The sequence below is a fragment of the Streptomyces sp. NPDC028305 genome (assembly GCF_055569495.1).
On sequence record NZ_JBVHTN010000011.1, the window covers coordinates 270,700 to 296,680 of the forward strand.

Annotated in this window: 32 protein-coding genes and 1 pseudogene; 5 read left to right on the plus strand and 28 right to left on the minus strand. The window is 69.2% G+C overall.

Annotated features, from left to right (window positions below):
- The first annotated feature begins 83 nt into the window (after window positions 1-83).
- Window positions 84-1,088 carry a type I pantothenate kinase gene (gene coaA / locus ACZ4WQ_RS41030; protein WP_311726685.1) on the plus strand — a complete coding sequence of 335 codons (1,005 nt, stop codon included), beginning with the start codon at window positions 84-86 and terminating at the stop codon, window positions 1,086-1,088.
- A gap of 21 nt (window positions 1,089-1,109) precedes the next feature.
- Window positions 1,110-2,066: a DUF389 domain-containing protein gene (locus ACZ4WQ_RS41035; RefSeq protein ID WP_398377445.1), complete on the plus strand. Its 957-nt coding sequence runs from the start codon at window positions 1,110-1,112 to the stop codon at window positions 2,064-2,066.
- Here the strand turns inward: ACZ4WQ_RS41035 and glmM are convergent.
- The 5 genes and pseudogenes from glmM to ACZ4WQ_RS41060 form a co-directional block, all read right to left on the minus strand.
- Complete coding sequence (gene glmM, locus ACZ4WQ_RS41040) at window positions 2,063-3,421, minus strand: phosphoglucosamine mutase (RefSeq protein WP_311726683.1); 1,359 nt, start codon at window positions 3,419-3,421, stop codon at window positions 2,063-2,065. The genes ACZ4WQ_RS41035 and glmM overlap by 4 nt on opposite strands.
- A gap of 153 nt (window positions 3,422-3,574) precedes the next feature.
- Complete coding sequence (gene rpsI, locus ACZ4WQ_RS41045) at window positions 3,575-4,078, minus strand: 30S ribosomal protein S9 (protein ID WP_311726682.1); 504 nt, start codon at window positions 4,076-4,078, stop codon at window positions 3,575-3,577.
- A 41-nt stretch (window positions 4,079-4,119) separates the two neighbouring features.
- Window positions 4,120-4,563 carry a 50S ribosomal protein L13 gene (gene rplM, locus ACZ4WQ_RS41050; RefSeq protein ID WP_311726681.1) on the minus strand — a complete coding sequence of 148 codons (444 nt, stop codon included), beginning with the start codon at window positions 4,561-4,563 and terminating at the stop codon, window positions 4,120-4,122.
- A gap of 269 nt (window positions 4,564-4,832) precedes the next feature.
- A pseudogene (locus tag ACZ4WQ_RS41055) lies at window positions 4,833-5,184 on the minus strand (ABC transporter ATP-binding protein); the annotation flags it as partial.
- 12 nt (window positions 5,185-5,196) lie between these two features.
- The gene (locus tag ACZ4WQ_RS41060) at window positions 5,197-6,816 is read right to left on the minus strand and encodes an ABC-F family ATP-binding cassette domain-containing protein (RefSeq protein ID WP_358846567.1); all 1,620 of its coding nucleotides are present in this window, start codon (window positions 6,814-6,816) and stop codon (window positions 5,197-5,199) included.
- 72 nt (window positions 6,817-6,888) lie between these two features.
- Here ACZ4WQ_RS41060 and ACZ4WQ_RS41065 point away from each other — a divergent pair, with 72 nt between their 5' ends.
- Window positions 6,889-7,761, plus strand: coding sequence for a hypothetical protein (locus ACZ4WQ_RS41065; RefSeq protein ID WP_398377443.1), 873 nt, complete (start codon window positions 6,889-6,891; stop codon window positions 7,759-7,761).
- A 73-nt stretch (window positions 7,762-7,834) separates the two neighbouring features.
- Here the strand turns inward: ACZ4WQ_RS41065 and ACZ4WQ_RS41070 are convergent, their stop codons facing one another.
- Entirely contained in the window at window positions 7,835-8,593 is a 759-nt protein-coding gene (locus tag ACZ4WQ_RS41070; RefSeq protein WP_385348033.1) for a hypothetical protein, read from the minus strand.
- Between the two features lie 180 nt (window positions 8,594-8,773).
- Entirely contained in the window at window positions 8,774-9,169 is a 396-nt protein-coding gene (locus ACZ4WQ_RS41075) for an ester cyclase (protein ID WP_398377441.1), read from the minus strand.
- Here ACZ4WQ_RS41075 and ACZ4WQ_RS41080 point away from each other — a divergent pair.
- Window positions 9,135-9,533, plus strand: a complete 399-nt coding sequence (locus tag ACZ4WQ_RS41080) for a TetR family transcriptional regulator (RefSeq protein WP_398377440.1) — start codon at window positions 9,135-9,137, stop codon at window positions 9,531-9,533. The genes ACZ4WQ_RS41075 and ACZ4WQ_RS41080 overlap by 35 nt on opposite strands.
- Window positions 9,534-9,861: 328 nt before the next feature.
- Entirely contained in the window at window positions 9,862-11,964 is a 2,103-nt protein-coding gene (locus tag ACZ4WQ_RS41085; RefSeq protein WP_398377439.1) for a glycosyltransferase family 4 protein, read from the plus strand.
- On the opposite strand, the gene ACZ4WQ_RS41090 is transcribed toward ACZ4WQ_RS41085, so the two are convergent.
- From ACZ4WQ_RS41090 to rplX, 21 genes are all read right to left on the minus strand, one after another.
- Complete coding sequence (locus ACZ4WQ_RS41090) at window positions 11,939-13,768, minus strand: LamG domain-containing protein (RefSeq protein WP_358846561.1); 1,830 nt, start codon at window positions 13,766-13,768, stop codon at window positions 11,939-11,941. The two genes, ACZ4WQ_RS41085 and ACZ4WQ_RS41090, sit on opposite strands and share 26 nt — an antisense overlap.
- Window positions 13,769-13,944: 176 nt before the next feature.
- Window positions 13,945-14,826 carry a tRNA pseudouridine(38-40) synthase TruA gene (gene truA / locus ACZ4WQ_RS41095; protein ID WP_398377437.1) on the minus strand — a complete coding sequence of 294 codons (882 nt, stop codon included), beginning with the start codon at window positions 14,824-14,826 and terminating at the stop codon, window positions 13,945-13,947.
- An 82-nt stretch (window positions 14,827-14,908) separates the two neighbouring features.
- Window positions 14,909-15,436 (minus strand): 50S ribosomal protein L17, encoded by a 528-nt coding sequence (rplQ, locus tag ACZ4WQ_RS41100; RefSeq protein WP_398377436.1) that lies wholly within the window; start codon window positions 15,434-15,436, stop codon window positions 14,909-14,911.
- A 124-nt stretch (window positions 15,437-15,560) separates the two neighbouring features.
- Window positions 15,561-16,583 (minus strand): DNA-directed RNA polymerase subunit alpha, encoded by a 1,023-nt coding sequence (locus tag ACZ4WQ_RS41105; RefSeq protein ID WP_311726671.1) that lies wholly within the window; start codon window positions 16,581-16,583, stop codon window positions 15,561-15,563.
- Window positions 16,584-16,706: 123 nt separating this feature from the next.
- On the minus strand, window positions 16,707-17,333 hold the full coding sequence (gene rpsD / locus ACZ4WQ_RS41110; RefSeq protein ID WP_311726670.1) for a 30S ribosomal protein S4: 627 nt from the start codon (window positions 17,331-17,333) through the stop codon (window positions 16,707-16,709).
- Between the two features lie 28 nt (window positions 17,334-17,361).
- On the minus strand, window positions 17,362-17,766 hold the full coding sequence (rpsK, locus tag ACZ4WQ_RS41115) for a 30S ribosomal protein S11 (protein ID WP_009715860.1): 405 nt from the start codon (window positions 17,764-17,766) through the stop codon (window positions 17,362-17,364).
- 66 nt (window positions 17,767-17,832) lie between these two features.
- Window positions 17,833-18,213 carry a 30S ribosomal protein S13 gene (rpsM, locus tag ACZ4WQ_RS41120; RefSeq protein ID WP_089509683.1) on the minus strand — a complete coding sequence of 127 codons (381 nt, stop codon included), beginning with the start codon at window positions 18,211-18,213 and terminating at the stop codon, window positions 17,833-17,835.
- A gap of 194 nt (window positions 18,214-18,407) precedes the next feature.
- Window positions 18,408-18,521, minus strand: a complete 114-nt coding sequence (rpmJ, locus tag ACZ4WQ_RS41125; RefSeq protein WP_003956441.1) for a 50S ribosomal protein L36 — start codon at window positions 18,519-18,521, stop codon at window positions 18,408-18,410.
- A 28-nt stretch (window positions 18,522-18,549) separates the two neighbouring features.
- Window positions 18,550-18,771, minus strand: coding sequence for a translation initiation factor IF-1 (infA, locus tag ACZ4WQ_RS41130; RefSeq protein ID WP_003956442.1), 222 nt, complete (start codon window positions 18,769-18,771; stop codon window positions 18,550-18,552).
- A 149-nt stretch (window positions 18,772-18,920) separates the two neighbouring features.
- Window positions 18,921-19,757 (minus strand): type I methionyl aminopeptidase, encoded by an 837-nt coding sequence (gene map, locus ACZ4WQ_RS41135; RefSeq protein ID WP_398377153.1) that lies wholly within the window; start codon window positions 19,755-19,757, stop codon window positions 18,921-18,923.
- A gap of 123 nt (window positions 19,758-19,880) precedes the next feature.
- The gene (locus ACZ4WQ_RS41140; RefSeq protein WP_311726668.1) at window positions 19,881-20,537 is read right to left on the minus strand and encodes an adenylate kinase; all 657 of its coding nucleotides are present in this window, start codon (window positions 20,535-20,537) and stop codon (window positions 19,881-19,883) included.
- On the minus strand, window positions 20,537-21,850 hold the full coding sequence (gene secY / locus ACZ4WQ_RS41145; protein ID WP_311726667.1) for a preprotein translocase subunit SecY: 1,314 nt from the start codon (window positions 21,848-21,850) through the stop codon (window positions 20,537-20,539). The genes ACZ4WQ_RS41140 and secY overlap by 1 nt, the downstream gene beginning before the upstream one ends.
- A gap of 204 nt (window positions 21,851-22,054) precedes the next feature.
- On the minus strand, window positions 22,055-22,510 hold the full coding sequence (gene rplO, locus ACZ4WQ_RS41150) for a 50S ribosomal protein L15 (protein ID WP_311726666.1): 456 nt from the start codon (window positions 22,508-22,510) through the stop codon (window positions 22,055-22,057).
- A 1-nt stretch (window position 22,511) separates the two neighbouring features.
- Window positions 22,512-22,694, minus strand: a complete 183-nt coding sequence (gene rpmD, locus ACZ4WQ_RS41155; protein WP_311726665.1) for a 50S ribosomal protein L30 — start codon at window positions 22,692-22,694, stop codon at window positions 22,512-22,514.
- Window positions 22,695-22,696: 2 nt separating this feature from the next.
- Window positions 22,697-23,302, minus strand: a complete 606-nt coding sequence (gene rpsE / locus ACZ4WQ_RS41160) for a 30S ribosomal protein S5 (RefSeq protein WP_311726664.1) — start codon at window positions 23,300-23,302, stop codon at window positions 22,697-22,699.
- A gap of 46 nt (window positions 23,303-23,348) precedes the next feature.
- Window positions 23,349-23,732 carry a 50S ribosomal protein L18 gene (gene rplR, locus ACZ4WQ_RS41165; RefSeq protein ID WP_311726663.1) on the minus strand — a complete coding sequence of 128 codons (384 nt, stop codon included), beginning with the start codon at window positions 23,730-23,732 and terminating at the stop codon, window positions 23,349-23,351.
- A 3-nt stretch (window positions 23,733-23,735) separates the two neighbouring features.
- Complete coding sequence (gene rplF / locus ACZ4WQ_RS41170) at window positions 23,736-24,275, minus strand: 50S ribosomal protein L6 (protein WP_311726662.1); 540 nt, start codon at window positions 24,273-24,275, stop codon at window positions 23,736-23,738.
- A 21-nt stretch (window positions 24,276-24,296) separates the two neighbouring features.
- Window positions 24,297-24,695 carry a 30S ribosomal protein S8 gene (rpsH, locus tag ACZ4WQ_RS41175; protein WP_014178779.1) on the minus strand — a complete coding sequence of 133 codons (399 nt, stop codon included), beginning with the start codon at window positions 24,693-24,695 and terminating at the stop codon, window positions 24,297-24,299.
- Between the two features lie 211 nt (window positions 24,696-24,906).
- Complete coding sequence (locus ACZ4WQ_RS41180) at window positions 24,907-25,092, minus strand: type Z 30S ribosomal protein S14 (protein WP_003948630.1); 186 nt, start codon at window positions 25,090-25,092, stop codon at window positions 24,907-24,909.
- 2 nt (window positions 25,093-25,094) lie between these two features.
- Entirely contained in the window at window positions 25,095-25,655 is a 561-nt protein-coding gene (gene rplE, locus ACZ4WQ_RS41185; protein WP_311726661.1) for a 50S ribosomal protein L5, read from the minus strand.
- Window positions 25,655-25,978: a 50S ribosomal protein L24 gene (rplX, locus tag ACZ4WQ_RS41190; protein ID WP_014178777.1), complete on the minus strand. Its 324-nt coding sequence runs from the start codon at window positions 25,976-25,978 to the stop codon at window positions 25,655-25,657. Before rplX ends, rplE begins: the two co-directional genes overlap by 1 nt.
- Window positions 25,979-25,981: the final 3 nt, after the last annotated feature.

Consider the following 25,981-nt stretch of genomic DNA (forward strand, 5'->3'; position numbering starts at 1 on the left):
CGGCCGACCGGAGTCCCCCGCGCGTGATGGACCCCACGCCCCGCCCGCCCCACGCGCCCGCGCCGAGCCCCGACAATGAGAGGATGATCACGTCTCCCGCGCAGGACGCGCACCCCGCGCGCACCCCTCGGCGAGCCGAGCCGAGCCCGTACGTGGATCTGTCCCGCGACGAGTGGAGCGCGCTGCGGGACAAGACCCCGCTGCCGCTCAGCGCCGAGGAGGTGGAGCGGCTGCGGGGCCTCGGCGACGTCATCGACCTCGACGAGGTACGGGACGTCTATCTGCCGCTGTCCCGGCTGCTGAACCTCTACGTCGCCGCCACCGGCAGTCTGCGCGGCGCGCTCAACACGTTCCTCGGCGACGCCAAGAAGGGCAGTGGCACCCAGCCCGGCACGCCCTTCGTGATCGGCGTCGCGGGCAGCGTCGCGGTCGGCAAGTCCACCACCGCCCGGCTGCTCCAGGCGCTGCTGGCCCGCTGGCCCGAGCACCCGCGCGTCGAGCTGATCACCACCGACGGCTTTCTGTACCCCAACGCGGAGCTCGACCGGCGCGGTCTGATGTCCCGCAAGGGCTTCCCCGAGTCGTACGACCGCAGGGCCCTGACCCGGTTCGTGGCGGATGTGAAGGCCGGCAAGGAGGAGGTGTCGGCGCCCGTCTACTCGCACCTGATCTACGACATCGTGCCGGGCGAGCGGCTGACCGTGCGCCGCCCGGACATCCTGATCGTGGAGGGGCTCAATGTGCTCCAGCCCGCGCTGCCCGGCAAGGACGGGCTGACCCGCGTCGGTCTCGCGGACTTCTTCGACTTCAGCGTGTACGTCGACGCCCGCGCCGAGGACATCGAGCGCTGGTACCTGGGCCGCTTCCGCAAGCTGCGCGAGACGGCCTTCCAGGACCCGTCCTCGTACTTCCGCAAGTACACCCAGGTCTCGGAGGACGAGGCGCTGGACTACGCCCGGATGATGTGGCGCACGATCAACCAGCCCAATCTTCAGCAGAACGTCGCGCCCACCCGCGGCCGTGCCACGCTGGTGCTCCGCAAGGGCCCGGACCACAAGGTCCGGCGGCTGTCCCTCCGCAAACTCTGAGACACGAACTGGAGCATCACCGTGCTACACCTTCGGCTGATCGTCCCGGCCGACCGCACCGAGAAGGTGGTGCACACCGTGGAGCAGACGGTGGGCACCACCCATCTCGTGGTGCTGCCGGGCGCCGCGCGCAACCCGGCGGGCGATGTGGTGACGGTCGATGTGGCGCGCGAGGCGGGTGACGCCCTGCTGGGCGAGTTGCGCGCGCTGGGCCTGGACGCCGATGGCTCGATAGCCGTGGAGAACATCGATCTGTCGCTGTCCAAGCGGGCCGACAAGGCGGAGGAGGAAGCTCCGGGTGAGGGCGCGGACGCCGTCCTGTGGGAGCAGCTGGCCGAGGCCACCCACGAGGAGTCCACGCTCTCCGTGACCTTCCTGGCCTTCCTCGTCCTGGCCACGATGATCGCGGCCTGCGGTGTGGTGCTCGACAACGCGATCCTGATCGTGGGCGCGATGGCGGTCGGCCCGGAGTTCGGCCCGCTGGCGGGCCTGTCCACCGCGCTGGTCCAGCGGGCCCCGCGGCTCGCGGCCCGATCGACGATCGCGCTGGTCGTCGGCTTCGCGGTGGCGATGGTGCTGACGACAGGCTTCAGTGTGCTGATGGACGCCTTCGGGCTGTTCACCAGGGAACAGCTGGAGCGGGCCCGTCCGAACACCGACTTCATCTGGAAGCCGGATATGTTCTCCTTCGTCGTGGCCCTGCTCGCGGGCATCGCCGGCACGCTCTCGCTGACCTCGGCGAAGTCCGGGGCGCTGGTCGGCGTGGCGATCTCCGTCACCACGGTGCCGGCCGCGGCCAACGCGGCGGTGGCGCTCGGCTACGGCGAGATCGACCAGATGTGGGGCTCGACCGAGCAGCTGCTGCTGAATCTGGCCGGGATCGTGGTCGCCGGCACGCTCACACTGCTGGCCCAGAAGTTCCTCTGGGCCAAGCAGCGTGACCGAGCGCTGCGGCGGCTACGGGGAGACAGGGCCTAGCCCAGCGCGGACTTCACCGCGTCCGCGAGGCGCCCCGCGACCGACCGGGCCTGGTCGATGTCCGCGGCCTCGACCATCACGCGCACCACGGGCTCGGTCCCGGACGGCCGCAGCAGCACCCGCCCGGTCTCGCCCAGCTCCCGCTCCGCGTCGGTCACCGCGGCGGCCAGCTCGGCGCTGGAGGCGACCCGGGACTTGTCCACGTCCCGGACGTTGATCAGCACCTGCGGCAGCCGCTCCATGACGCCCGCGAGGTCGGCCAGCGTACGGCCGGTGGCGGCCACCCGGGCGGCCAGCAGCAGCCCGGTCAGGGTGCCGTCGCCGGTGGTCGCGTGGTCGAGCACGATGACGTGGCCGGACTGCTCGCCGCCCAGGGCGTAGCCGTGCTCCTTCATCTCCTCCAGCACATAGCGGTCGCCGACCGCCGTCTGGACCGGCTCGACGCCCTCGCGCCGCATGGCGAGCTTGAAGCCCAGGTTGGACATCACGGTGCCGACGACCGTGTTCTCGCGAAGCGTGCCCGCCTCGCGCATCGCGAGCGCGAGCACGGCGAGGATCTGGTCGCCGTCGACCTCCTCGCCCGCCGCGTCCACGGCGAGGCAGCGGTCGGCGTCCCCGTCGTGCGCGATGCCCAGGTGGGCCCCGTGCTCGACGACGGCGGCCCGCAGCGGGTCCAGGTGGGTGGAGCCGTAGCCGTCGTTGATGTTGAGCCCGTCCGGCTCGGTGCCGATGGTGATGACCTCGGCACCGGCCCGGGTGAACGCCTCGGGGGAGACGCGGGCGGCCGCGCCGTGCGCCCCGTCGATGACGATCTTCAGCCCGTCGAGCCGGTTGGGGAGGACGCCGAGGAGGTGGGCGACGTATTTGTCGAGGCCCTCGTCGTAGTCGCGGACCCGGCCCACGCCCGCGCCGGTCGGCCGGTCCCACGGCTCGCCCGAGGCGTGCGCGCGGTAGGTGTTCTCGATCCGGTCCTCCAGCTCGTCGGCGAGCTTGTGGCCGCCGCGCGCGAAGAACTTGATGCCGTTGTCGGGCATCGGGTTGTGGCTGGCGGACAGCATCACGCCGAGGTCCGCGCCCCGCTCCCCGGTCAGAAACGCCACGGCGGGCGTCGGCAGCACACCCACCCGCAGCACGTCCACGCCCGCGCTGGCCAGCCCGGCCACCACGGCGGCCTCCAGAAACTCCCCGGACGCGCGCGGATCCCTTCCGACCACCGCCATCGGCCGATGGCCTTCGAAGGTTCCCGCCTCGGCGAGCACATGCGCCGCCGCGACCGACAGGCCGAGCGCCATCTCAGCCGTCAGGTCGGCGTTGGCGACACCGCGCACACCGTCCGTACCGAAGAGTCGTCCCACTGGTGTCCTCCGAGATTACGAGCTGGGGGGCGGAAGCTTGCTTGTAGGTATACGCCCCCTGGTGCCAATAGCCGAACGCCCCGGCGGCACGGGTGGTGCCGCCGGGGCGTTCGAACGAGCGGACAAGCCGCCGCATGAGCAGCGAAGCCGCGATTAGCGCTTGCTGTACTGCGGCGCCTTGCGGGCCTTCTTCAGACCGGCCTTCTTACGCTCGGTGGCGCGGTCGTCACGGGTCAGGAAGCCGGCCTTCTTCAGCGGGCCGCGGTTGTTGTCCACGTCCGCCTCGTTCAGCGCGCGGGCGATGCCCAGGCGCAGCGCACCGGCCTGACCGGAGACGCCGCCACCCGAGATGCGGGCGACAACGTCGTAGCGGTCGTCCAGCTCGAGCACCTTGAAGGGCTCGTTGACTTCCTGCTGGTGCACCTTGTTGGGGAAGTAGTCCTCAAGGGTGCGACCGTTGATCTTCCACTGGCCGCTGCCCGGCACGATGCGGACGCGGGCGATGGCGTTCTTGCGGCGCCCGGTGCCGGCGGCCGGCTGCGGCTCGCCGAAGCGGGAAGCGAGCGACTCGGAGGTGTACTCCGACTCGATCGTCTCCACGCTCTCGGTGGTGTACTCCTCGACGTCGAGGGGGGTCTCGGCGGTGGTCTCGGCCACGATGCTCCTCAGATTCTTTTCGTCTTAGGGGGTGGCCGGGACTACTGCGCGACCTGGGTGATCTCGAACGGGACCGGCTGCTGAGCGCCGTGCGGGTGCTGGTCACCCGCGTAGACCTTCAGCTTCGAGAGCATCTGACGGCCCAGGGTGTTCTTGGGGAGCATGCCCTTGATGGCCTTCTCGACGGCCTTCTCCGGAGCCTTGTCCAGCAGCTCGTCGTAGCGGATGGAGCGCAGACCACCCGGGTAGCCGGAGTGGCGGTACGCCATCTTCTGGGTCCGCTTGTTGCCGGAGAGGTGCACCTTGTCGGCGTTGATGATGATGACGAAGTCACCAGTGTCGACATGCGGCGCGTACACCGGCTTGTGCTTCCCCCGCAGAAGGGTGGCTGCCTGAGAGGCCAGGCGGCCCAGGACGACGTCGGTGGCGTCGATGACGTGCCACTGACGCTGGACGTCGCCGGGCTTGGGGCTGAACGTACGCACGGTCGTTGCCTTCGCTTCTTCAGTGATGGGGTCTCCCCAGGTCCGCCAGGACCGAGGGGATGGGTCCGAACAAGGCCACCCGGACGATCACGACAGCCTTGGCCGCACATCGGTGACGCAAACCGAGTGCCTGCCGCTGGTCATCGGCCCGGTGGACCGGCGTAACGGCCTCTCACGTGAGAACGAGCAAGCCAATACGCATAACGAACTGGCAGAATACCGGCCCGCCCCCGCACGGGTCAAAACACCCCCGGCCGCCACCGCACCACTCACCTCTTACGGGCCACCCGCCCCTCGTCCCAGACCGGCTCCGACGCCTCCCGCACCACCCCGTCCGCCCCGAAGACCAGGAAACGGTCGAAGGACCTGGCGAACCAGCGGTCGTGCGTGACAGCCAGCACCGTCCCCTCGTACCGCTCGAGCCCCTCCTGGAGCGCCTCCGCGCTCTCCAGGTCCAGGTTGTCCGTCGGCTCGTCCAGCAGCAGCGCGGTGGCGCCCGCGAGCTCCAGCAGCAGAATCTGACCCCTTCCTTCTGGGGGACACCCCCAGACCCCCGTGCCCCTGCTGCCCGCCCGACAGCTTGCCGAAGCGCTGATCGCCCTGGCGCTCCAGCTCATAGCGGCACACCGCGGCTCACCGCTTGCGCGCCACCCGCCCCTCGTCCCAGACCGGCTCCGACGCCTCCCGCACCACCCCGTCCGCCCCGAAGACCAGGAAGCGGTCGAAGGACCTGGCGAACCAGCGGTCGTGCGTGACAGCCAGCACCGTCCCCTCGTACCGCTCGAGCCCCTCCTGGAGCGCCTCCGCGCTCTCCAGGTCCAGGTTGTCCGTCGGCTCGTCCAGCAGCAGCGCGGTGGCGCCCGCGAGCTCCAGCAGCAGAATCTGGAAGCGCGCCTGCTGCCCGCCGGACAGCTTGTCGAAGCGCTGGTCGCCCTGGCGCTCCAGCTCATAGCGGCGCAGCGCGCTCATCGCGCCGCCCCGGTCCTTGGCGTGCTCGGTCCACAGGATGTCGACGAGGGGGCGTCCGTCCAGCTCGGGGTGGGCGTGGGTCTGCGCGAAGTGGCCGGGCACCACCCGCGCCCCCAGCTTCCACGCGCCCGTGTGGCCGACCTCGTCCCCCGCCAGGAGCCGCAGGAAGTGGGACTTGCCCGATCCGTTGCTGCCGAGCACGGCCACCCGCTCGCCGTAGAAGACCTCCAGGTCGAACGGTTTCATCAGGCCGGTGAGCTCCAGCCCCTGGCAGGTCACCGCGCGCACGCCGGTGCGGCCGCCCTTCAGCCGCATCCGGATGTCCTGCTCGCGCGGCGGCTCCTGCGGCGGGCCGGCCTCCTCGAACTTCCGCAGCCGGGTCTTCGCCGCCTGGTAGCGGCTGGCCATGTCGGAGTTGTACGCCGCCTTCTGCTTGAAGGTGAGCATCAGCTGCCGGAGCTTGGCGTGCTCCTCGTCCCAGCGCCGCCGCAGCTCCTCGAAGCGGGCGAAGCGCTCCTTGCGGGCCTGGTGGTACGTGGCGAAGCCGCCGCCGTGCACCCAGACGTCGCTGCCCGCCGGGCCCGGCTCCACGCTGATGATCTTCTCGGCGGAGCGGGCCAGCAGCTCCCGGTCGTGGGAGACGAACAGCACCGTCTTCTTGGTCTCCCGCAGCCGCTCCTCCAGCCAGCGCTTGCCGGGGACGTCGAGGTAGTTGTCCGGCTCGTCCAGCAGCAGCACCTCGTCGGCGCCGCGCAGCAGCGACTCCAGCACCAGCCGCTTCTGCTCGCCGCCCGACAGGGTCCGCACCTGGCGCCACTGCGCCCGCTCGTACGGAACGCCGAGCGCGGCCATGGTGCACATGTCCCACACCGTCTCGGCCTCGTACCCGCCGGCCTCGGCCCAGTCGCTGAGCGCCTGGGCATATTGCATCTGCGCGGGCTCGTCGTCCCGGGTCATGATCGCGTGCTCGGCCTCGTCCACCGCCTCGGCGGCCTTCCGGATACCCGGCCGCGCGACCGAGACCAGCAGGTCCCGCACCGTCCGGTCGTCCCGCACGGACCCGACGAACTGCGGCATCACGCCGAGCCCGCCGCTGACCGTCACCGAGCCGCCGTGCGGCTTGAGCTCCCCCGCGATCAGCCGCAGCAGCGTGGTCTTCCCGGCGCCGTTGGCCCCCACCAGCGCCACCGCGGCGCCCTCGCCGACCCGGAACGACACATCCCCGAGCAGCACCCGTCCGTCCGGGAGGTAGTACTCGAGATGCCCTGCCTCCACATGTCCCATGGACCGGATTGTGACCTCCGGGCGCGTACCGGACCAACCGGTTTAACACTTGCGCGGATTAAGATGCGCGCCATGAGCTTTGGGCAAGGGGGGCCTTATGGGCCCGGGGGAGGCTACGGGCCCGGGGGTGCTCAGCCGCCGACGCCGGACTGGGCGGCGCTGGCCGACGACAGCGCCAGGCGCGGCCGCCGCCGCAAGCTGCTGTTCATCGGCGGCGGGGTGCTCGCGACGGCCGCCGTCGGGGCGATCGTGGCCACGGCCGTGATCAGCAGCGGCGACAAGGGCAAATCCGCCAACAAGTCCGACAAGTCGGCCAGTCAGCTGCCCGCGCCCCAGGACCTGCCGAGCGAGTCCCCGACCCCCGAGCCGACGTTCTCCGACGTCGCCCCGCCGGCCCCGCCGAAGCCGCTGGACATCCTCTCCAGCGCGCAGCGGGACAAGGCGCCCATCAGCACCGGCACTCTCTTCCCCGACAAGAAGGCCGTGGGGAACGGCCGCGAGTACGCCAAGGGCTCCACCGCGGCCACCAAGAGCTGTGCCACGGCGGCCCAGGGCAGCCTGGTCCCCGCCCTCACCGGCAACGGCTGCCGCCAACTCTTCCGCGCGACGTACTCGAAGGACGGGGTCGCGGTCACCGTCGGAATCGCCGTCTTCGACACCAAGGCGGCGGCGGAGCGGGCGAAGGAGCAGGCGGGGCCCAATGTGGCGTCCCTGTCGGGCGGCGGCGTGCCCGCCTTCTGCCGCCAGGCGGACTGCCGCGCCTCGGCCAACGCCATCGGCCGCTACGCCTACTTCACCATCGCCGGATACACCTCCGGCGCGGATGTGGCCTCCTCCGACACCAAGGCGCTGGAGGCGGGGCGCGATATCGCGGACTACGCCTTCCGCCGCATCCTGGAGCGCGGCAACCAGCAGGCGTCGGCGGCGGCGACGGCCTCCAACTGACACCGCGCACCCGCCCGACCCCGGTCTCCGCAGCCGGGGTCGGGCGGGGCGTCACATCAACCCGTCAGGGGCTTCAGGCCTTCAGGGCCTTCTCCAACTTGGCGACCTGCGCCGAGACCACGGCCTCCGGGATCTCGGACTTGGCGGGGTTCGCGATGTTGACGCCGAAGAACACGGACAGGTGCGTGCCCGAGCGCACGACGGTGAACTTCACGGCGGCGCCCTCCTGCTTGTCGGTCACCGTGTAGGCCAGCGCCTCGTCGCCGAGCTTCGGCGCGGTCAGCGTCTCCACCTTCGAGACGTCCGCCTTGTCGCCGGACCCGTCGGTCGCCTTGAACCCACCGGCGCAGGCCTTGAGGGCGCCCCGCAGGTCCGAGATGGTCTGCTCGGCGCCGGCCTCCGCGTACGAGGACACCCGGATCATGCCCGTGAGGCCCAGATCCGCGTCGTCGCCGCCCGGGGTGCCGGAGGCGAACGTCGCGTACGCCGAGGCCTTCGGCACCGGGTTCTGCTCGGCCCCCATCATCTGCGCCAGCGGCTGGCACTCGGCCTTCGCGGCCTTGGCCGCTCCGCCGTCGGCGTACTCCTTGTCCGTCATCTTCTCGACCTCGAAGCCCTTGACGTCGGCCTTCACGATCACGGCCTTCTCCAAGTCGGCCTTCGCGAGCGGCGCCGCGACCGCCTTGTCGCCGCCCGGCGTCTTCCCCGCCGTCTGCTCTGACGACTTGTCGGACTTCTTGTCCCCGTCGGAGTCGCCGCTGCACGCGGTCACCAACCCCAGCGCCGCCACGGCCGTGACCGCCAGCACGACGCGCGACACAGACTTACTCACTTTTTTGTCCACCCTTTGTTGATTCTCCCGCGATCGCGGTTGGGGTCATCAAACAACGGGTTGCGCGCGTTCGAACAGCGGTTTCCATGACGATCAGGTATCGCCGAAAAGGTTGCCCCTCGCCTGATCACGAGATCACAACGGCCCAACATGCCGTCCAGCGGCGGGGCCGGGAACCCCTCACGCCGGCGCGGGGGCAAGAAGGGCGGCCGCGTCGGCTGCCTGTGCCGTGACGTGTGCGGCCGCGCGGGCGGCTCGTCCGGTCACTCGCCAGGTGAGCATGCGTACCGCGATCGCCGGCGTCGGCGGAAAGATGCCGAGTTGCCCGAGCATGGCGACATCGTCGCGCACCGCCTCGTGCACGGCCACCTTGCCGTCGCGCAGGCCGAGCACATGGATCTGTTCAAAGTCGATCTCGCGCCCGGTAGGGGGTATTGCCTGGTCGAGGGCGCCCTCACGGAAGCGGACGAAGGGGCCCGTATGACGACCCCGCATGCGCAGCCGCACCCAGACCTGGTCATCGTCGCGGGCCGTGCCGAGGATGGGGAAGCGCAGGTCGCTGAAGGCCGACCGCATCCACGCGCCCGAGGCGAGGACCCCAGACGGCCCCGGAGTCGCGCAGACGCGTGCGCTGATCCTCCGGCAGGCCACAGAGCTCTTCGCCGAGCGCGGCTATGGCCGAGTCACGGTCGCGGACATCGCCTCAGCGGCCGGTGTCGCCGCGCGCGCCACCGCCGCGTACCGGGACGCACTCATCGCCGCCGCCCCTCACCTGCACACGCTCGCTCCGGCACCCTCCCGCACCGTGGAGGAGACGGCCGGCCTGCTGTGGTTCTGGTTCGGCCCCACCGGCTGGCGCACCTTGGTGGTCGAGAACGGCTGGTCGTGGGATCAGGCCGAGAGCGTCCTCTGCCGCACGGCGATCGCCACTCTTCACTGAGCCGGCGGCGGGCGGGGTCCATCGGATCCGCACGAGGCTGCATCAACGCGCCCCGCGCCCCTCCCGTTGAGATGGCCGCGACACCCGACCCCCGCGGAAGGTTGTATCGGATGGCCCAGATGTGGGGCATCGCATATCACCTGCCGCATAAGCAACCTTTCCCGCGTCCAACGGTCTTACCGACCGATCGATGCTTACCGAACCCATACCGGCCCCATACCGGGCTCATGTGGGCGTATTTCAGAGTGGTTTGTGAGTTGAGCGCATTACGTGAAGCTGAACGGGAGGCAGCGGCGCGACGGTCCGCCCAGGCCGCGCCTACATCACCATGAAGATCTCATTCCTGCTGCACAACGCGTACGGCATAGGCGGCACCATCCGCACGACCTTCAACATGGCAAGCGCGCTCGCCGCCCGCCACACCGTTGAGATCGTCACCGTCATGCGGACCCACGACGCGCCCAGCCTCCCCCTCCACCCCGCCGTCCGCATCACCCCGCTGATCGACCGGCGCCCGGACGCGGAGACGAGCGACGCGGACGACCCCCTGCTCACCCGCCCCACCGCGCACATCCCCGCCGCCGAGGCCAAGGGCACCACGAACTTCAACGCCCTGACCGACCAGCGCATCGCCGCCTATCTCGCGGACACCGACGCCGACGTGGTCATCGCGACCCGCCCCGGACTCGTGATCTACCTCGCCGAGTTCGGGCAGGCAGGCCGCTGTCTGCGGATCGGGCAGGAACACCGGATCTACGGCACCCACGAGGCCACCCTCCGCGCCGCCTGCGACGCCGCCATCGCCCGCCTGGACGCGTACACCACCGTCTCGGAGGCCGACGCGGCGACGCACCGCGCCCATCTGCCCGGCGTGGCCACCCGTATCGTCGGGCTGCCCAACGGGGTCCCCGCCACCGAGGTCGAGCCCTCCGACGGCTCGGCGAAGCTGGTCGTGGCGGCCGGCCGGCTCATCCCCGTCAAGCGGTACGACCTGCTGGTGGAGGCCTGGGCGACGGTCGCCGCCAAACACCCCGACTGGCACTTGCGCCTCTACGGCCGCGGCCCCCAGCAGCCGATCCTCCGCCGCCGGATCGACGAACTCGGCCTGGCCGACCACGTCACGCTCATGGGCGCGCACTCCCCCATCGAAACCGAGTGGGCCAAGGGCTCCATCGCCGCCGTCACCTCGCGCGAGGAGTCCTTCGGCATGACGATCGTGGAGGCCATGCACTGCGGCGTGCCCGTCGTCGCCACCGACTGCCCCCACGGGCCCGGCGAGATCATCACCCACGGCCAGGACGGCCTCCTCGTCCCCGTCGGCGACAGCGACGCCATCGCCAAGGGGCTGCTGAGCCTGATCGAGGACGACGAACTGCGCCGCACCATGGGCGCGGCAGCCCGCACAGCCGCCCAGCGGTACGCGCCTGAGCGCGTGGCGGAGGCGTACGAGCAACTGTTCACGCAGCTCTACGAGGCACGCGGCACGTCCGCCCCCGCGACCCGGCGCGGACGCCGTCCGCTGCGAGGGCTCGCCACCCCGGGGACGCCCCTGAAGACCGCACTCAAGGGCGCGGTCAAGCAGCTGATCCGCAAGCCGCTGCGCCCCAGCGCCTCCTGCCGCGTCGACGCGGACGGCAACCTGACCGTCCTGATCGACCGCACGGACGTACGCGGCACCGACCTCGCGCTCACCCTCACCCGCCGCGACGATCACGACGGCCAGGGGGCCGCCCCCCTCACCCTGCCCCTGCGTCCCCCCGCCACCGACGACGCCCCCTGGACCGCGCTGCTCGACCGCCGCGCCCTCACCCTCGCGGAGGGGCGCTGGGACCTGCATGTCCTACGCCCCGGCGACGGCGCCCGCCGCCGGGTGGTCTGCCGCTTCGCGGAGGGGCGCGGCCTGCTGGACCTGGAAGATCCGTCGCCCGACGCCCCGTTCTCCTGGTGGATCCCGTACCGCACCGTGGGCGGCCATCTCGCCCTGCGCACCTGGCACCGCCGGGCCCACGCCGAGGCCCGGACCATCCACGCCGACGCCGAGGCGCTCAACGTGGCCGGCACCCTGCACGGCACCGCCTTCCCCGCGGGCGCGACCCCCACCGTCCTGGCCGTCCCCCGCGGCGGCCCGTCCCGCCCCTTCACCGTCCCCGTCACGGCCCTCGGCCCGGCCGAGTTCCGCGCCACCATCCCGTACGACCGGATCCGCGAGGCCCACACGGAATCACCCAAGGCCCCGGTCTGGGACCTGACGCTCCGTCTCACCCCGGACACCCCAGCCCCGGCCGACATCAGCCCGCTCCGCGTCGGCCGGATCATGGGCGACATCGTCGACCGCAACAAGACGGACCTCTACCCGTCCACCGACGGCATCCGCCCTTACCTCACGAAGGCCAACAACCTGGCTGTCACGTGCCCGAGCCCCGGGAAGTGAGTCCGGAGGTGGAGTCGCCGGGTTCGGGCAGGCTCGAGCCGGACACAAGGAGGGAGAGCATCGACACCGCTTCCTCCCCGAGCGCCCCCTGGAAGACCCGCACCTCGTCGACGGCCCCGGAGAAGTAGTCGGCCGCGTCGGAGCCGGTCGCCGACCGGCCGACATCGAGGCGCGTCGTGGAGAGGTCCCAGGAGTTGACCCACATGGTCTCCGCGCCGGCCAGTTCGCCATTGACATATAGCCGAACCTCGCGGGCCGTCGCGTCGTACACCAGCGCCAGGTGATCGCCGAAGTTCTCGTCGCTGGGGTATGTGCCCACGGCCCGGGCCGTGCTGACCGCGGCACCGCTGTCGTCCCGACTCGTCACCGCGAGCTCCCACCTCTGCGTGAAGGGCGAGTAACGCACCACCGCGGCCCGGGCGAATTGGCCGGAAAGACTCAGGACCGTGTGGTTCCCTGCCGTGTCCAAGGACGACAGCCGGGCTCGTGCGGTGATCGAGAAACTGTCCTCGGACGCCAGCAGCCCGGCAGCCCGGTCGGCGAACGCGCTCGTGCCATTCAAAGCCAGGTGCCCGTTGCCGCTGAGGGCGTAGGCGTTCGGATCGACCACGCAGTCCGGGTCCATGCCGGGGTCACACCCGGGATCCGCCGGGGTGTAGATCGACGCGCCGCCGCGCAGTGAAATCCCCGTTCCCGCCGACTCGTCCGGTCGCTTCGGATCCATATCGGGGGCGACGCCGCCGGTGGCGGATTCGAGGGACCAGTAAGCGACCTGATGCGGCTTCACGGTGCCCAGCTCCTCGGCCTCGGGCACCGGGACGACACGGTCGTACGCCCGCACATCCGCCACGGTCCCCCGCAGCCGGCCGGTGTACCCGGAGGGGGATGCCTCGCGCCCGATCTGCAAACCGCCGGTACCGCCGGCCACCGTGCGGCCAGGCCGGATGTCCTCCTTCACCAGACGCCCGTTCACATACAGCCGGAGGCTGCCCGCTTCGACGTCGTACACCCCCAGGAGGTGGATCCAGCTCTGCCGCGGCGCGGCGCCACCCGACACCGCCCAAGACAAGGACCCGCCCTCGGCTGGCGACGCGCGAAAGGCCCAGGCACCTGCCTCATCGTCATATCCCAGGGCGAAGGCGGGCCCGTCGGTGCCATCCTGGCTGACCACGGTCATCGAGCGGGACGGCCGATCGGGCAGATACACCCAGGCCCCCACTGCGAACGCCTTGCGCGTGTCGAGTGCCGACCCACCCGCGTCCAGGTACGCGCCGCTCGTGCCGTCCAGGGCCGCCGCGGTACCGGTGTTCCAGCCGTGGCCCGGCCGCCCGAACGTCACGCCCGGCCCGGCCGTGGCCGACGGGGCGGATCCGCTGCCCTGGGCCCGCTCCGAACCTTCGGGGTCGTCCAGCCGCCACGCGGCCTTGGGAGCCCGTCCCGAGGCGACCTGGAACCAGGAAGTGCCCGTCCCCACGGTGGAACCTTCGCTGTCGTACGCCCTCACGGACAGGTGATACACACCTGCGCTCTCCGGCATGAAACGAAAGGTCACAGGACCGCCAGGAACAGACGGGGTTAGGGTCGCCCGGCCCTGACCGGTCAGTTCGTACTGGTACTTCACCGCGTCAGGGGAGGCGGCGTCGAGCGTGAAGCTGCCGTACTCTCCCGCGCCGTCATACCACTGCTCGTCGTCCGGATACCGGTCCGAGGTGATGGCCACCGGCTGGATCTCCGCCGCGGCGGCCGAAGTCGCACCGAACGGCAGCCCGGCCGGCAAGTCCGCCACCCCCACTGCGACCAGCATGGTCAGAGCCGCCGTCACCGACCCGGCCCGCGCCCAGCGTCTGAGTCCGTGGCCGTCTCTTCCGTCTCGCTGTCGCATTCCCCACCCCTTGTGATGAGATCATCTGACTCAAGGGAGACTTCCCCGAACAGGCGTGCCCATACAAGACGCTAACGGGCCAACAGAGCCGCTGAGCCTCAGCAGCAGCCCGCCCCCGCCGCCGTCGGACCCACCAGCGGCAGCGAACGCCTGTTGCGGGCCTCGCGGTTGCGGGCGGCGAGTTGGTCGTCGGCAGGGTAGCCGACCTGTTCGAGGGTCAGGCCGTGGGGGCGGACGACATGGACCGCGGAGTCGCGGACTCCGGCGGCGAGGACCTTGGCGGGCCAGTCCGGCGGGCGGTGGCCGTCGCCGACGAAGAGGAGGGCGCCGACCAGGGAACGGACCATGTTGTGGCAGAAGGCGTCGGCCCGGACGGTCGCCGTGATGATGCCGTCGGGGCCGCGCTCCCAGCTGAGGTGCTGGAGGGTGCGGATGGTGGTGGCGCCGTCGCGCTTCTTGCAGTACGCCGCGAAGTCGTGCTCTCCGAGGAGCTGCTGCGCGGCCTCGTTCATGGCGTCCACGTCCAGCGGCCAGTCGTGCCACAGCACATGCCCGCGCAGCAGCGGGTCGACGCCGCCGGGGTGGTCGACGACGCGGTAGGCGTAGCGGCGCCAGATGGCGGAGAAGCGGGCGTTGAAGCCGGGCGGGGCCTCCGCCACGGACCAGACGCGTATGTCGTGCGGGAGCCGGCCGGCCAGGCGGCGCAGCAGCTTCTCGCGGTGTTCGGCCCAGACGGGCTCCGGGAGGTCGACATGGGCGACCTGGCCGCGCGCGTGCACGCCCGCGTCGGTGCGGCCGGCGACGGTCAGCTCCACGGGGTCCTGCATGCGCATGACGACCTGGAGGGCACTCTCCAGCTCGCCCTGCACGGTGCGCACCGTGTCCCGGCCGCGCTGCTTGGCCCAGCCCGAGAAGTCGGTGCCGTCGTACGACAGGTCCAGCCGGACGCGTACGTAGCCTTCGGGCGCCTCGTCCGTCACCCGGAAATCCTCTCCATGCAGGACGGGCCCGCCCCCAAGTCGCTGGGAGCGGGCCCGTCACCTCAAGCCGTCAGAACGACGCTCAGGCGTCCTTGTCCTTGGACTCCTCGGCCTCAGCGGCCTCCGCCGGGGCCTCGGCGGCCTCGGCGGCCTCGTCCTTCTTCAGGCCCTCGAGCGCCTGGTCGCCGGCAGCGTCCTTCGCGGTGCGCTTGGTGGCGGCCTCGGCCTCGCCGACAGCCTGCTGCTGCACGGTCAGCGCCTCGACCAGCTCGATGATCGCCATGGGCGCGTTGTCGCCACGACGGTTACCGATCTTGGTGATGCGGGTGTAGCCACCCGGCCGGTTCTCGTAGCGCGGGCCGATCTCGGTGAAGAGAGTGTGCACGACGCTCTTGTCACGGATGGTCTGGAGCACCAGACGGCGGTTGTGAAGGTCGCCCTTCTTCGCCTTGGTGATCAGCTTCTCCGCGACCGGGCGCAGACGGCGGGCCTTCGCCTCGGTGGTCTTGATGCGGCCGTGCTCGAACAGCGAGGTGGCGAGGTTCGCCAGCATGAGCCGCTCGTGCGCAGCGCTGCCGCCCATACGGGCGCCCTTGGTGGGCCTCGGCATGTGTTTCTCCTTGGGTCTGCACCGGCCGTATGAGGTACCGGTGTCAGTCACCGACGGGCGAGCGCCCGCCGGAAGTTCTGGGCAGAACCGAGGGCCCCGGGCTCAGAGCCCGGGGCCCAGTGGTTCAGTACTGCTCGGTCTCCACGAAACCGGCGTCCGCGTCGTCGTCGGCGCCGAAGGCGTCGGCGGCGGCGGTCGGGTCGAACCCGGGCGGGCTGTCCTTGAGGGCCAGGCCCATGCCGGCCAGCTTCGCCTTGACCTCGTCGATCGACTTGGCGCCGAAGTTACGGATGTCGAGCAGGTCCGCCTCGGACCGCGCCACGAGCTCACCCACGGAGTGGATGCCCTCGCGCTTGAGGCAGTTGTACGAGCGGACGGTGAGCTCGAGCTCCTCGATCGGCAGCGCCAGGTCGGCGGCCAGGGCGGCGTCCGTCGGGGACGGGCCCATGTCGATGCCCTCGGCGTCCACGTTCAGCTCGCGCGCGAGACCGAACAGCTCGACCAGGGTCTTGCCGGCCGACGCCATGGCGTCACGCGGACGCATGGCCTGCTTGGTCTCGACGTCGACGATCAGCTTGTCGAAGTCGGTGCGCTGCTCGACACGGGTCGCCTCGACCTTGTACGTGACCTTGAGCACCGGCGAGTAGATCGAGTCGACCGGAATCCGGCCGATCTCCTGGCCGACCTGCTTGTTCTGCACGGCGGAGACATAGCCGCGACCGCGCTCGACGGTCAGCTCCATCTCCAGCTTGCCCTTGCCGTTCAGCGCGGCCAGGACCAGGTCGGGGTTGTGCACCTCGACACCGGCCGGGGGCGCGATGTCGGCGGCGGTGACCAGACCCGGGCCCTGCTTGCGCAGGTACATCACGACCGGCTCGTCGTGCTCCGAGGAGACGACCAGCTGCTTGATGTTGAGGATCAGGTCGGTGACGTCCTCCTTGACGCCCGGCACGGTGGTGAACTCGTGCAGGACCCCGTCGATCCGGATACTGGTGACAGCCGCACCGGGGATCGACGACAGGAGCGTACGACGGAGGGAGTTGCCGAGGGTGTAGCCGAAGCCCGGCTCCAGCGGCTCGATCACGAACCGGGAGCGGAACTCGTCGACGACCTCTTCGGTCAACGAGGGACGCTGAGCGATCAGCATGGTGTTCGGTCCTTCAGTCGTGGGCGCCCGCTATATGACGCCCTCTGTACTGACGATGGTACGGGCGGCACGGGCCAAACGGCTCGTACCGCCCGTAACCCGAGCTACTACCTCGAGTAGTGCTTACTTCGAGTAGAGCTCGACGATCAGCTGCTCCTGCACCTGGGTGTCGATCACCTGGCGCTCGGGCAGCGAGTGCACGAGGATCCGCAGCTGCGACGGAATGGCCTCCAGCCACGCCGGCACGGTGCGCTCGCCGGCCTCGGCCTGAGCCACCTGGAAGGGGGTCATGGTCCGGGACTTCGGGCGAACCTCGATGATGTCGTTCACGGCGACGCGGGCCGACGGGATGTCGGTCTTGCGGCCGTTCACGTTGATGTGGCCGTGGCGGACCAGCTGCCGGGCGTGGTCGCGGGACTTGGCGAAGCCGGCCCGGTAGACCACGTTGTCCAGCCGCGACTCGAGGATGCGAAGAAGGTTCTCACCAGTCTTGCCGGTCTTCTTGTTCGCCTCCGCGTAGTAACCACGGAACTGCTTCTCAAGGACACCGTAGATGCGGGTGGCCTTCTGCTTCTCACGGAGCTGCAGCAGGTACTCGCTGTCCTTGGTGCGCCCGCGACCGTGCTCACCCGGGGGGTAAGGACGGATCTCGATCGGGCACTTCGCGCTCTCGCACTTGCTCCCCTTGAGGAAGAGCTTCTGCTTCTCCCGACGGCAACGCTTGCAGTCGGCCCCGGTATAACGCGCCATTTTCTGGTATCTCTCCTACTTCAGCTGGTCAGACGCGCCGACGCTTGGGCGGGCGGCATCCGTTGTGCGGAGTCGGAGTGACGTCCTGGATCGAACCCACCTCCAGGCCGGTGGCCTGGAGCGAGCGGATCGCGGTCTCACGGCCGGAGCCCGGACCCTTGACGAACACGTCGACCTTGCGCATGCCGTGCTCCTGCGCGCGGCGGGCGGCCGACTCGGCGGCCATCTGCGCGGCGAACGGAGTCGACTTGCGCGAGCCCTTGAAGCCGACGTGGCCGGCCGAGGCCCAAGAGATCACGTTCCCGGTCGGGTCGGTGATCGAGACGATGGTGTTGTTGAACGTGCTCTTGATGTGAGCGTGCCCGTGGGCGACGTTCTTCTTCTCCTTGCGGCGCACCTTCTTGGCGCCGGCCGTACGGCTCTTCGGAGGCATTCGGTGTATCTCCCGTGGAGGTGGTCGGTCCTACAGCCGGACCGCTTGAACAGCGTCCGATGCGGACTACTTCTTGCCCGGCTTCTTCTTACCGGCGATGGCGCGACGCGGGCCCTTACGGGTGCGGGCGTTGGTGCTGGTGCGCTGACCGTGGACCGGCAGGCCGCGGCGGTGACGCAGACCCTGGTAGCAGCCGATCTCGACCTTGCGGCGGATGTCGGCCTGGATCTCGCGACGGAGGTCACCCTCGGTCTTGATGTTGTTGTCCACGTACTCGCGGATCTTGACCAGGTCCTCTTCCGCCAGGTCGCGAACGCGGGTGTCCGGGTTCACGCCGGTGCTGGCGAGGGTCTGCTGGGCAAGGGTGCGGCCGATGCCGAAGACATAGGTGAGGGCGACCTCGACGCGCTTCTCGCGCGGGAGGTCTACGCCTGCGAGGCGTGCCATGAATCTGGCTCCAGATGGTTGTCGGAGGTCTTCCGCAGCACCACTCCCGGCCGCCGCGCGGCGGCCGCCGGGTCCCCGGCCTCCGACCGGGGGTGTCGTCCCCGCCGGAGCGGGCACGGGTGACTGCGTATGTACGTGTTGTTACGCGTCGCGCGAAGATACTGCGAAGTGCAGGTCGTGCGGCCAGGCGTACGTCAGCCCTGGCGCTGCTTGTGGCGCAGGTTGTCGCAGATGACCATGACCCGGCCGTGGCGGCGGATCACCTTGCACTTGTCGCAGATCTTCTTGACGCTCGGCTTGACCTTCATGGGTGTGAGGTTCTCCGGGTCTTGAGATCTACTTGTAGCGGTAGACGATCCGTCCGCGCGTCAGGTCGTACGGAGACAGCTCCACGACGACCCGGTCATCGGGCAGGATGCGGATGTAGTGCATGCGCATCTTGCCGCTGATGTGCGCGAGGACCTTGTGACCGTTCTGGAGCTCCACCTTGAACATCGCGTTCGGCAGAGACTCGATCACGGTGCCCTCGATTTCGATGGCGCCTTGCTTCTTGGCCATGTCCTGCTTTCGGGATCGGCTACCTTGATCGGTTCGCGACATGCCGAAGGACACGCGTGAGCCGACGTGTCAGTCTACGTCAGCGCCTCGAGAAACACGAATCCAGGGCAGTCTGCCCGGTCCCATAGATCATTAAGCCGGTCGGGATCTTACGCCAGGGGGTCCGGCGCCGTCTGGATGCCGTACTCGGCCAGTTTCGCGGCCCCGCCGTCCACGGCCGTCAGCACCAGCGGGCCCTCCTCGGTCAGCGCGACCGAGTGCTCCCAGTGGCTGGACCAGGTGCCGTCGTCCGTCTTGACCGTCCAGTCGTCGGACAGGACGTGGGTCTTCGCGGTACCCAGGCTCACCATGGGCTCGATCGCGATGCAGAAGCCGGGCACCAGCCGCGGGCCCTTGCCGCGCTTCTTCGAGACATAGTTCAGCAGGTGCGGGTCCATGTGCATCTGACTGCCGATGCCATGGCCGCCGTAGTCCTCGATGATCCCGTACTTGCCGGAGGCCGGGCGCGGCTGGCGCCGGATGTAGCCCTCGATGGCCTTGGAGATGTCGATCAGGCGGTTGCCCTTGCGGACCGCGGCGATGCCGGCCCACATGGACTCCTCGGTCACCCGGCTCAGCTCGAACAGCTCGGGCGCGTGGCCCTCGCCCACGAAGACGGTGAAGGCGGCGTCGCCGTGCCAGCCGTCCACGATCGCGCCCGCGTCGATGGAGATGATGTCGCCGTCCTTGAGGACGGTCTCGCGGTCCGGGATGCCGTGCACCACGACATCGTTCACCGAGGTGCAGATGGTCGCGGGGAAGCCCCCGTAGCCGAGGAAGTTCGACTTGGCGCCGTGGTCGGCGATCACCTTGCGGGCGACATCGTCCAGGTCCTTGGTCGACGCGCCCGGGACGGCCGCCTCGCGCGTCGACTGGTGGATGGCCGCGACGACCAGTCCCGCCTCACGCATCTTCGCGATCTGCTCGGGGGTCTTTATCTCCACCACTAGGACTGCCTTCCCGCTTTTCCGTCGTTGCTGTGTGTCGGCGCGCTGACGCCGCCTGCTCAACAGTACGGCCGCGACGCCCGATGGGCACCGCGGCCGTTGGCCGGATCTTTCCAGGCTGCCTCAGGCCGCCTTGGCCGCCAGCGCGTCCATGGCCCGCTGGGTGACCTCGGAGACCTTGCCCAGCGCGGGGATCGTCACGACCTGGCCCTTGGCCTTGTAGTAGTCGATGATCGGCTCGGTTTCGCGGTGGTAGACCTCCAGCCGCTTGCGAACCGTCTCCTCGCTGTCGTCCTCGCGCTGGTACAGCTCGCCGCCGCACGCATCGCACACGCCCTCGGTCTTCGGCGGGGCGCCGGTGACATGGAAGACATGGCTGCTGTCGTTGCGGCAGATCCGCCGCCCGGCGATGCGCCGGACGACCTCGTCCTCGGGGACCTCCAGGTCCAGCACCGCGTCCAGCGAGATCTGGTTGTCCCGGAGGAACTCGTCCAGTGCCTCGGCCTGGGCCAGGTTGCGCGGGAAGCCGTCCAGGAGAAAGCCCGGCGCGGCGTCCGGCTGGCGCATCCGGTCTTCGGCCATGCCGATGGTGACCTCGTCCGGCACCAGTTGCCCGGCCCGCATGTACTCCTGCGCCTGCCGGCCGAGCGGAGTGCCCTGGCTGATGTTCGCGCGGAAGAGGTCCCCCGTGGAGATGTGCGGGATCGACAGGTTCTTGGCGAGGTACGCGGCCTGCGTACCCTTGCCAGCCCCAGGAGGCCCGACGAGGACGATTCGCATCAGCGGAGGAACCCTTCGTAGTGTCGCTGCTGAAGCTGGCTCTCGATCTGCTTCACGGTCTCCAGGCCGACGCCCACGATGATCAGGATGCTGGTTCCGCCGAACGGGAAGTTCTGATTCGCCTTGAGCGTCACCAGCGCCACCGTGGGCACCAGGGCGATCAGTCCCAGATAGAGCGAACCCGGCCACGTAATACGGTTCAGCACGTAGCTCAGATACTCCGCCGTGGGACGACCCGCCCGGATACCCGGGATGAACCCACCATACTTCTTCATGTTGTCGGCAACTTCTTCGGGGTTGAAGGAGATGGCCACATAGAAGAAAGCGAAGAAGACAATGAGCAGGAAGTACGTAGTGATGTAGTAGGGGTGATCGCCCCTGACGAAGTTGGTCTGGATCCACGTCGCCCAGCTCGCTTTGGACCCGCTGAACTGAACGATCAGCGCGGGAATGTAGAGCAGCGAGGACGCGAAGATGACGGGAATCACACCCGCCTGGTTGACCTTCATCGGAATGTAGGTCGACGTACCGCCGTACGAGCGACGGCCGATCATGCGCTTCGCGTACTGGACCGGAATACGGCGCTGGGCCTGCTCGACGAAGACCACCAGGCCGACCATGACCAGGCCGACCAGGACGACCAGGCCGAACTCCAGCCAGCCCCCCATGATCTTGCCCTGCTGCTTGATCGTCCACATGGCGCTCGGGAACCCGGCCGCGATCGAGACGAACATCAGGATCGACATGCCGTTGCCGATGCCGCGGTCGGTCACCAGCTCACCGAGCCACATGATCAGCGCGGTGCCCGCGGTCATCGTGATCACCATGACGACCGTGGTGAAGATCGCATCGTCCTTGACGATCCGGTTGCCGACCGTGCAGGCCTGGAACAGCTGGCCGCTACGGGCGGTGGCCACCAGGCCGGTGCCCTGAAGGATGGCGAGCGCCACGGTCAGGTAGCGGGTGTACTGTGTGATCTTCGCCTGACCCGACTGGCCCTCCTTCTTGAGGGCCTCGAGGCGCGGGATCACCACGGTCAGCAGCTGAAGGATGATGCTCGCCGTGATGTACGGCATGATCCCGAGCGCGAAGATGGTGATCTGCAGCAGCGCGCCGCCGCTGAACATGTTGACCAGGCCGAAGAGCCCCTGCTGACCCTTGGCCTGATCGATGCAGGTCTGGACGTTCGAATAGTTAATGCCCGGGATCGGGATATGTTGCCCGAGCCGGAACAGCACGATGATGCCCAGCGTGAACAGCAGCTTCTTGCGCAGGTCGGGCGTCTTGAACGCCCGGGCGAACGCGGTGAGCACGGTGCCTCCTGCGCCCCCCGCGTCAGGCGCGAGAGGTGACGGTCTTGAGGATCGACGAATACTTATCGGCCAGGGCCCGCGCAAGCACGGGCCGCGCGGAAGGTAACAACGCACGCCACCTTACCGGCGACCTGGCCCCCCTTGGAACGACCAACCGGGGATGCCCCGTATCTGGGGCATCCCCGGCCAGGTGTGCCACCGTTCTCAGACGAGCTCGGTGACCGTGCCTCCGGCAGCGGTGATCTTCTCCTTGGCGGAGCCGGAGACGGCGTCGACCGTCACCTGGAGCGCCACGGAGACCTCACCGGAGCCAAGCACCTTGACGAGCTGGTTCTTGCGAACCGCGCCCTTGGCGACCAGGTCGGCCACCGTGACCTCGCCACCCTGCGGGTAGAGCGCGGTCAGCTTGTCCAGGTTCACGACCTGGTACTCGGTGCGGAACGGGTTCTTGAAGCCCTTGAGCTTCGGGAGCCGCATGTGGAGGGGCATCTGCCCACCCTCGAAGCGCTCCGGAACCTGGTAGCGGGCCTTGGTGCCCTTGGTACCACGACCGGCGGTCTTACCCTTGGACGCCTCACCACGACCGACACGGGTCTTGGCGGTCTTGGCGCCCGGGGCGGGCCGGAGGTTGTGGACCTTCAGCGGGTTGCTCTCCGCCATGTCAGTCGACCTCCTCGACCGTCACGAGGTGCCGCACGGTCTGCGCCATGCCGCGGAACTCGGGGCGGTCCTCCTTGACAACCGTGTCGCCGAGCCGCTTGAGGCCGAGCGAACGCAGGGTGTCGCGGTGGTTCTGCTTGCTGCCGATGTACGACTTCGTCTGCGTGATCTTCAGGCGGGCCATGCTTACGCACCCACCCCGGCACGCGCCCGCAGCAGAGCGGCGGGGGCGACGTCCTCGAGCGGCAGACCACGGCGGGCCGCGATCTCCTCGGGGCGCTGAAGGCCCTGGAGAGCGGTCACCGTGGCGTGCACGATGTTGATCGGGTTCGACGAGCCGAGCGACTTGCTGAGCACGTCGTGGATGCCCGCGCACTCCAGCACGGCGCGCACCGGGCCACCGGCGATCACACCGGTACCGGGCGAAGCCGGCTTGAGCAGCACAACGCCCGCGGCCTTCTCACCCTGGATCGGGTGGGGGATGGTGCCGGCGATCCGGGGGACCTTGAAGAAGTGCTTCTTGGCCTCCTCCACACCCTTGGCGATGGCGGCCGGCACCTCCTTGGCCTTGCCGTAACCGACACCCACGGTGCCGTCACCGTCGCCCACCACGACCAGCGCGGTGAAGCTGAAGCGACGACCACCCTTCACAACCTTGGCGACGCGGTTGATCGCGACAACGCGCTCGACGTAAGCGGTCTTCTCGGCAGCAGCGCCGCCGTCCCGCCGGTCCTTCCGGTCCCGCCGCTCGCCGCCACCGGCGCCGCCACCGCGGCGCTGGGGTCCAGCCATTGGATTTACCTCTCTCGTTTATGTCCGCTGTGCGTAGGGACCTGGGCTAGAACTTCAGCCCGGCCTCGCGGGCGGCGTCCGCCAGAGCGGCGATACGCCCGGCGTACTGGTTGCCACCGCGGTCGAACACGACGGCCTCGACGCCCGCCGCCTTGGCCCGCTCGGCCACCAGGGCGCCGACCTGCTTGGCCTGCGCGCTCTTGTCACCCTCGCCGCCACGGATGGACGTGTCCAGGGTCGACGCCGAGGCCAGCGTGTGGCCCGCGATGTCGTCGATGACCTGCGCCACCATGTGACGGTTCGAGCGCGTCACCACGAGGCGGGGGCGCTCGGTGGTGCCGGAGATCCGCTTGCGGACGCGGATGTGACGGCGCTTGATGGCAGCGGCCTTGCGGGCGTTGCCCTTGGCGATCTTCACACCGTATGCCATGGCTTACTTACCAGCCTTTCCGACCTTGCGGCGGATGACCTCGCCCGCGTACTTCACGCCCTTGGCCTTGTACGGGTCGGGCTTGCGCAGCTTGCGGATGTTCGCGGCGACCTCGCCGACCTTCTGCTTGTCGATGCCCTCGACACTCAGCTTGGTCGGGGACTCCACCTTGAAAGAGATGCCCTCGGGGGCTTCAACCACGATCGGGTGGCTGTAGCCCAGGGCGAACTCCAGGTTGGAACCCTTCGCCTGGACGCGGTAACCGACACCGCTGATCTCGAGCGCCTTGCTGTAGCCCTGGGTCACGCCGGTGATCATGTTCGCCACCAGCGTGCGGGACAGGCCGTGCAGGGCCTTGTTCTGACGCTCGTCGTTCGGGCGGGTGACAACGAGAGTGTTGTCCTCACCCTTGGCGACCTCGATGGGCGCGGCGACGGTGTGCGAGAGAGAACCCTTGGGGCCCTTCACTGCGACCGTACGGCCATCGATGGTGACGTCCACACCAGCGGGAACCTGGATGGGCAGCCGTCCAATTCGCGACATGGCTCTTCCTCCGTTCCCTGGTTACCAGACGTAGGCGAGGACTTCCCCGCCCACACCCTTCTTGCCTGCCTGCTTGTCGGTGAGCAGCCCGTGCGACGTGGAGATGATCGCCACGCCCAGGCCGCCGAGCACCTTCGGCAGGTTGGTGGACTTTGCGTAGACCCGCAGACCCGGCTTCGAAATCCGCTTGATGCCGGCGATCGAGCGCTCGCGGTTGGGGCCGAACTTCAGCTCGAGGACGAGGTTCTTGCCGACCTCGGCGTCCTCGACCTTCCAGCCGGTGATGTAGCCCTCCTGCTGGAGGATCTCCGCGATGTGCGACTTGATCTTGCTGTGCGGCATCACGACGGAGTCGTGGTACGCCGAGTTCGCGTTTCGCAGACGGGTCAGCATGTCTGCGATCGGATCGGTCATGGTCATGATGGCCTTCGGCCTCTCTCGCCGGGGTTTCCTATCTGCGCCATCCCTCTCACCCAACTCAACTGTGGGCACGGGTGCGGCGCGGGGACCTACGGCGTAGTAAGACGATATTGGGCAGCGGGTGCCCAACCCCACAAGCCTACGGGATCGTGGGGCGGGCTCCCGCCATCCATTTGCTTACCGAGAGTCCTGGTTCATCCCTCTTGAGGGATTACCAGGAGCTCTTGGTCACGCCCGGCAGCTCGCCACGGTGAGCCATCTCACGGAGGCACACGCGGCACAGGCCGAACTTGCGGTACACGGAGTGGGGCCGGCCGCAGCGCTGGCAGCGGGTGTACCCGCGCACACCGAACTTCGGCTTACGGGCGGCCTTCGCGATCAGAGCCTTCTTCGCCACGGTCAGTTCTCCTTGAACGGGAAGCCGAGGAGACGAAGCAGGGCACGGCCTTCCTCGTCGTTGGACGCCGTGGTCACCACGGTGATGTCCATGCCCCGCACCCGGTCGATCTTGTCCTGGTCGATCTCGTGGAACATGACCTGCTCCGTGAGACCGAAGGTGTAGTTGCCCCGGCCGTCGAACTGCTTGGGCGACAGACCGCGGAAGTCGCGGATGCGCGGCAGCGCCAGCGACAGCAGGCGGTCCAGGAACTCCCACATGCGGTCACCGCGGAGGGTGACGTGGGCACCGATCGGCTGGCCCTCGCGCAGCTTGAACTGCGCGATGGACTTACGGGCCTTGGTGACGGCCGGCTTCTGGCCGGTGATCGTGGCGAGGTCGCGGATGGCGCCCTCGATCAGCTTGGAGTCGCGGGCGGCGTCGCCCACACCCATGTTGACCACGATCTTGGTGAGACCGGGGATCTGCATGACGTTCTCGTAGGAGAACTGGTCCTTCAGCTTGCCCTGGATCTCTTCGCGGTAGCGCAGCTTGAGGCGCGGTGCAGTGGTGGTGGCAGTCATCAGATGTCCTCACCGGTCCGCTTGGCAACGCGGATCTTGTTGCCCTCGTCGTCGAAGCGGTATCCGACGCGGGTGACGACCTTCTTGCCGTCCTTCTCCACCACGAGCTGAACGTTGCTCACGTGGACCGGAGCCTCGGTGGTCACGATGCCGCCGGTCTTCGAGCCACGAGCGGTCTGCCCGGCCTTGGTGTGCTTCTTGACCCGGTTGACACCCTCGACCAGGACGCGGTCCTCGCGGGGGTAGGCCTGGATGACCTTGCCCTGCTTGCCCTTGTCCTTGCCGGTGATGACCTGAACCAGGTCGCCCTTCTTGATCTTCATCGG

Excerpts from the sequence above, each read along its gene's own strand:
- coaA (WP_311726685.1), top strand. The coding sequence starts at position 84 with ATGATCACGTCTCCCGCGCAGGACGCGCACCCCGCGCGCACCCCTCGG.
- ACZ4WQ_RS41060 (WP_358846567.1), bottom strand. The coding sequence starts at position 6,816 with ATGGGACATGTGGAGGCAGGGCATCTCGAGTACTACCTCCCGGACGGA.
- ACZ4WQ_RS41065 (WP_398377443.1), top strand. The coding sequence starts at position 6,889 with ATGAGCTTTGGGCAAGGGGGGCCTTATGGGCCCGGGGGAGGCTACGGG.
- ACZ4WQ_RS41080 (WP_398377440.1), top strand. The coding sequence starts at position 9,135 with ATGGGGAAGCGCAGGTCGCTGAAGGCCGACCGCATCCACGCGCCCGAG.
- ACZ4WQ_RS41075 (WP_398377441.1), bottom strand. The coding sequence starts at position 9,169 with ATGCGGTCGGCCTTCAGCGACCTGCGCTTCCCCATCCTCGGCACGGCC.
- ACZ4WQ_RS41085 (WP_398377439.1), top strand. The coding sequence starts at position 9,862 with ATGAAGATCTCATTCCTGCTGCACAACGCGTACGGCATAGGCGGCACC.
- ACZ4WQ_RS41090 (WP_358846561.1), bottom strand. The coding sequence starts at position 13,768 with ATGCTGGTCGCAGTGGGGGTGGCGGACTTGCCGGCCGGGCTGCCGTTC.
- rplQ (WP_398377436.1), bottom strand. The coding sequence starts at position 15,436 with ATGCCGAGGCCCACCAAGGGCGCCCGTATGGGCGGCAGCGCTGCGCAC.
- ACZ4WQ_RS41105 (WP_311726671.1), bottom strand. The coding sequence starts at position 16,583 with ATGCTGATCGCTCAGCGTCCCTCGTTGACCGAAGAGGTCGTCGACGAG.
- rpsD (WP_311726670.1), bottom strand. The coding sequence starts at position 17,333 with ATGGCGCGTTATACCGGGGCCGACTGCAAGCGTTGCCGTCGGGAGAAG.
- rpsK (WP_009715860.1), bottom strand. The coding sequence starts at position 17,766 with ATGCCTCCGAAGAGCCGTACGGCCGGCGCCAAGAAGGTGCGCCGCAAG.
- rpsM (WP_089509683.1), bottom strand. The coding sequence starts at position 18,213 with ATGGCACGCCTCGCAGGCGTAGACCTCCCGCGCGAGAAGCGCGTCGAG.
- rpmJ (WP_003956441.1), bottom strand. The coding sequence starts at position 18,521 with ATGAAGGTCAAGCCGAGCGTCAAGAAGATCTGCGACAAGTGCAAGGTG.
- infA (WP_003956442.1), bottom strand. The coding sequence starts at position 18,771 with ATGGCCAAGAAGCAAGGCGCCATCGAAATCGAGGGCACCGTGATCGAG.
- ACZ4WQ_RS41140 (WP_311726668.1), bottom strand. The coding sequence starts at position 20,537 with ATGCGAATCGTCCTCGTCGGGCCTCCTGGGGCTGGCAAGGGTACGCAG.
- rplO (WP_311726666.1), bottom strand. The coding sequence starts at position 22,510 with ATGGCGGAGAGCAACCCGCTGAAGGTCCACAACCTCCGGCCCGCCCCG.
- rpmD (WP_311726665.1), bottom strand. The coding sequence starts at position 22,694 with ATGGCCCGCCTGAAGATCACGCAGACGAAGTCGTACATCGGCAGCAAG.
- rpsE (WP_311726664.1), bottom strand. The coding sequence starts at position 23,302 with ATGGCTGGACCCCAGCGCCGCGGTGGCGGCGCCGGTGGCGGCGAGCGG.
- rplR (WP_311726663.1), bottom strand. The coding sequence starts at position 23,732 with ATGGCATACGGTGTGAAGATCGCCAAGGGCAACGCCCGCAAGGCCGCT.
- rplF (WP_311726662.1), bottom strand. The coding sequence starts at position 24,275 with ATGTCGCGAATTGGACGGCTGCCCATCCAGGTTCCCGCTGGTGTGGAC.
- rpsH (WP_014178779.1), bottom strand. The coding sequence starts at position 24,695 with ATGACCATGACCGATCCGATCGCAGACATGCTGACCCGTCTGCGAAAC.
- rplE (WP_311726661.1), bottom strand. The coding sequence starts at position 25,655 with ATGACTGCCACCACCACTGCACCGCGCCTCAAGCTGCGCTACCGCGAA.
- rplX (WP_014178777.1), bottom strand. The coding sequence starts at position 25,978 with ATGAAGATCAAGAAGGGCGACCTGGTTCAGGTCATCACCGGCAAGGAC.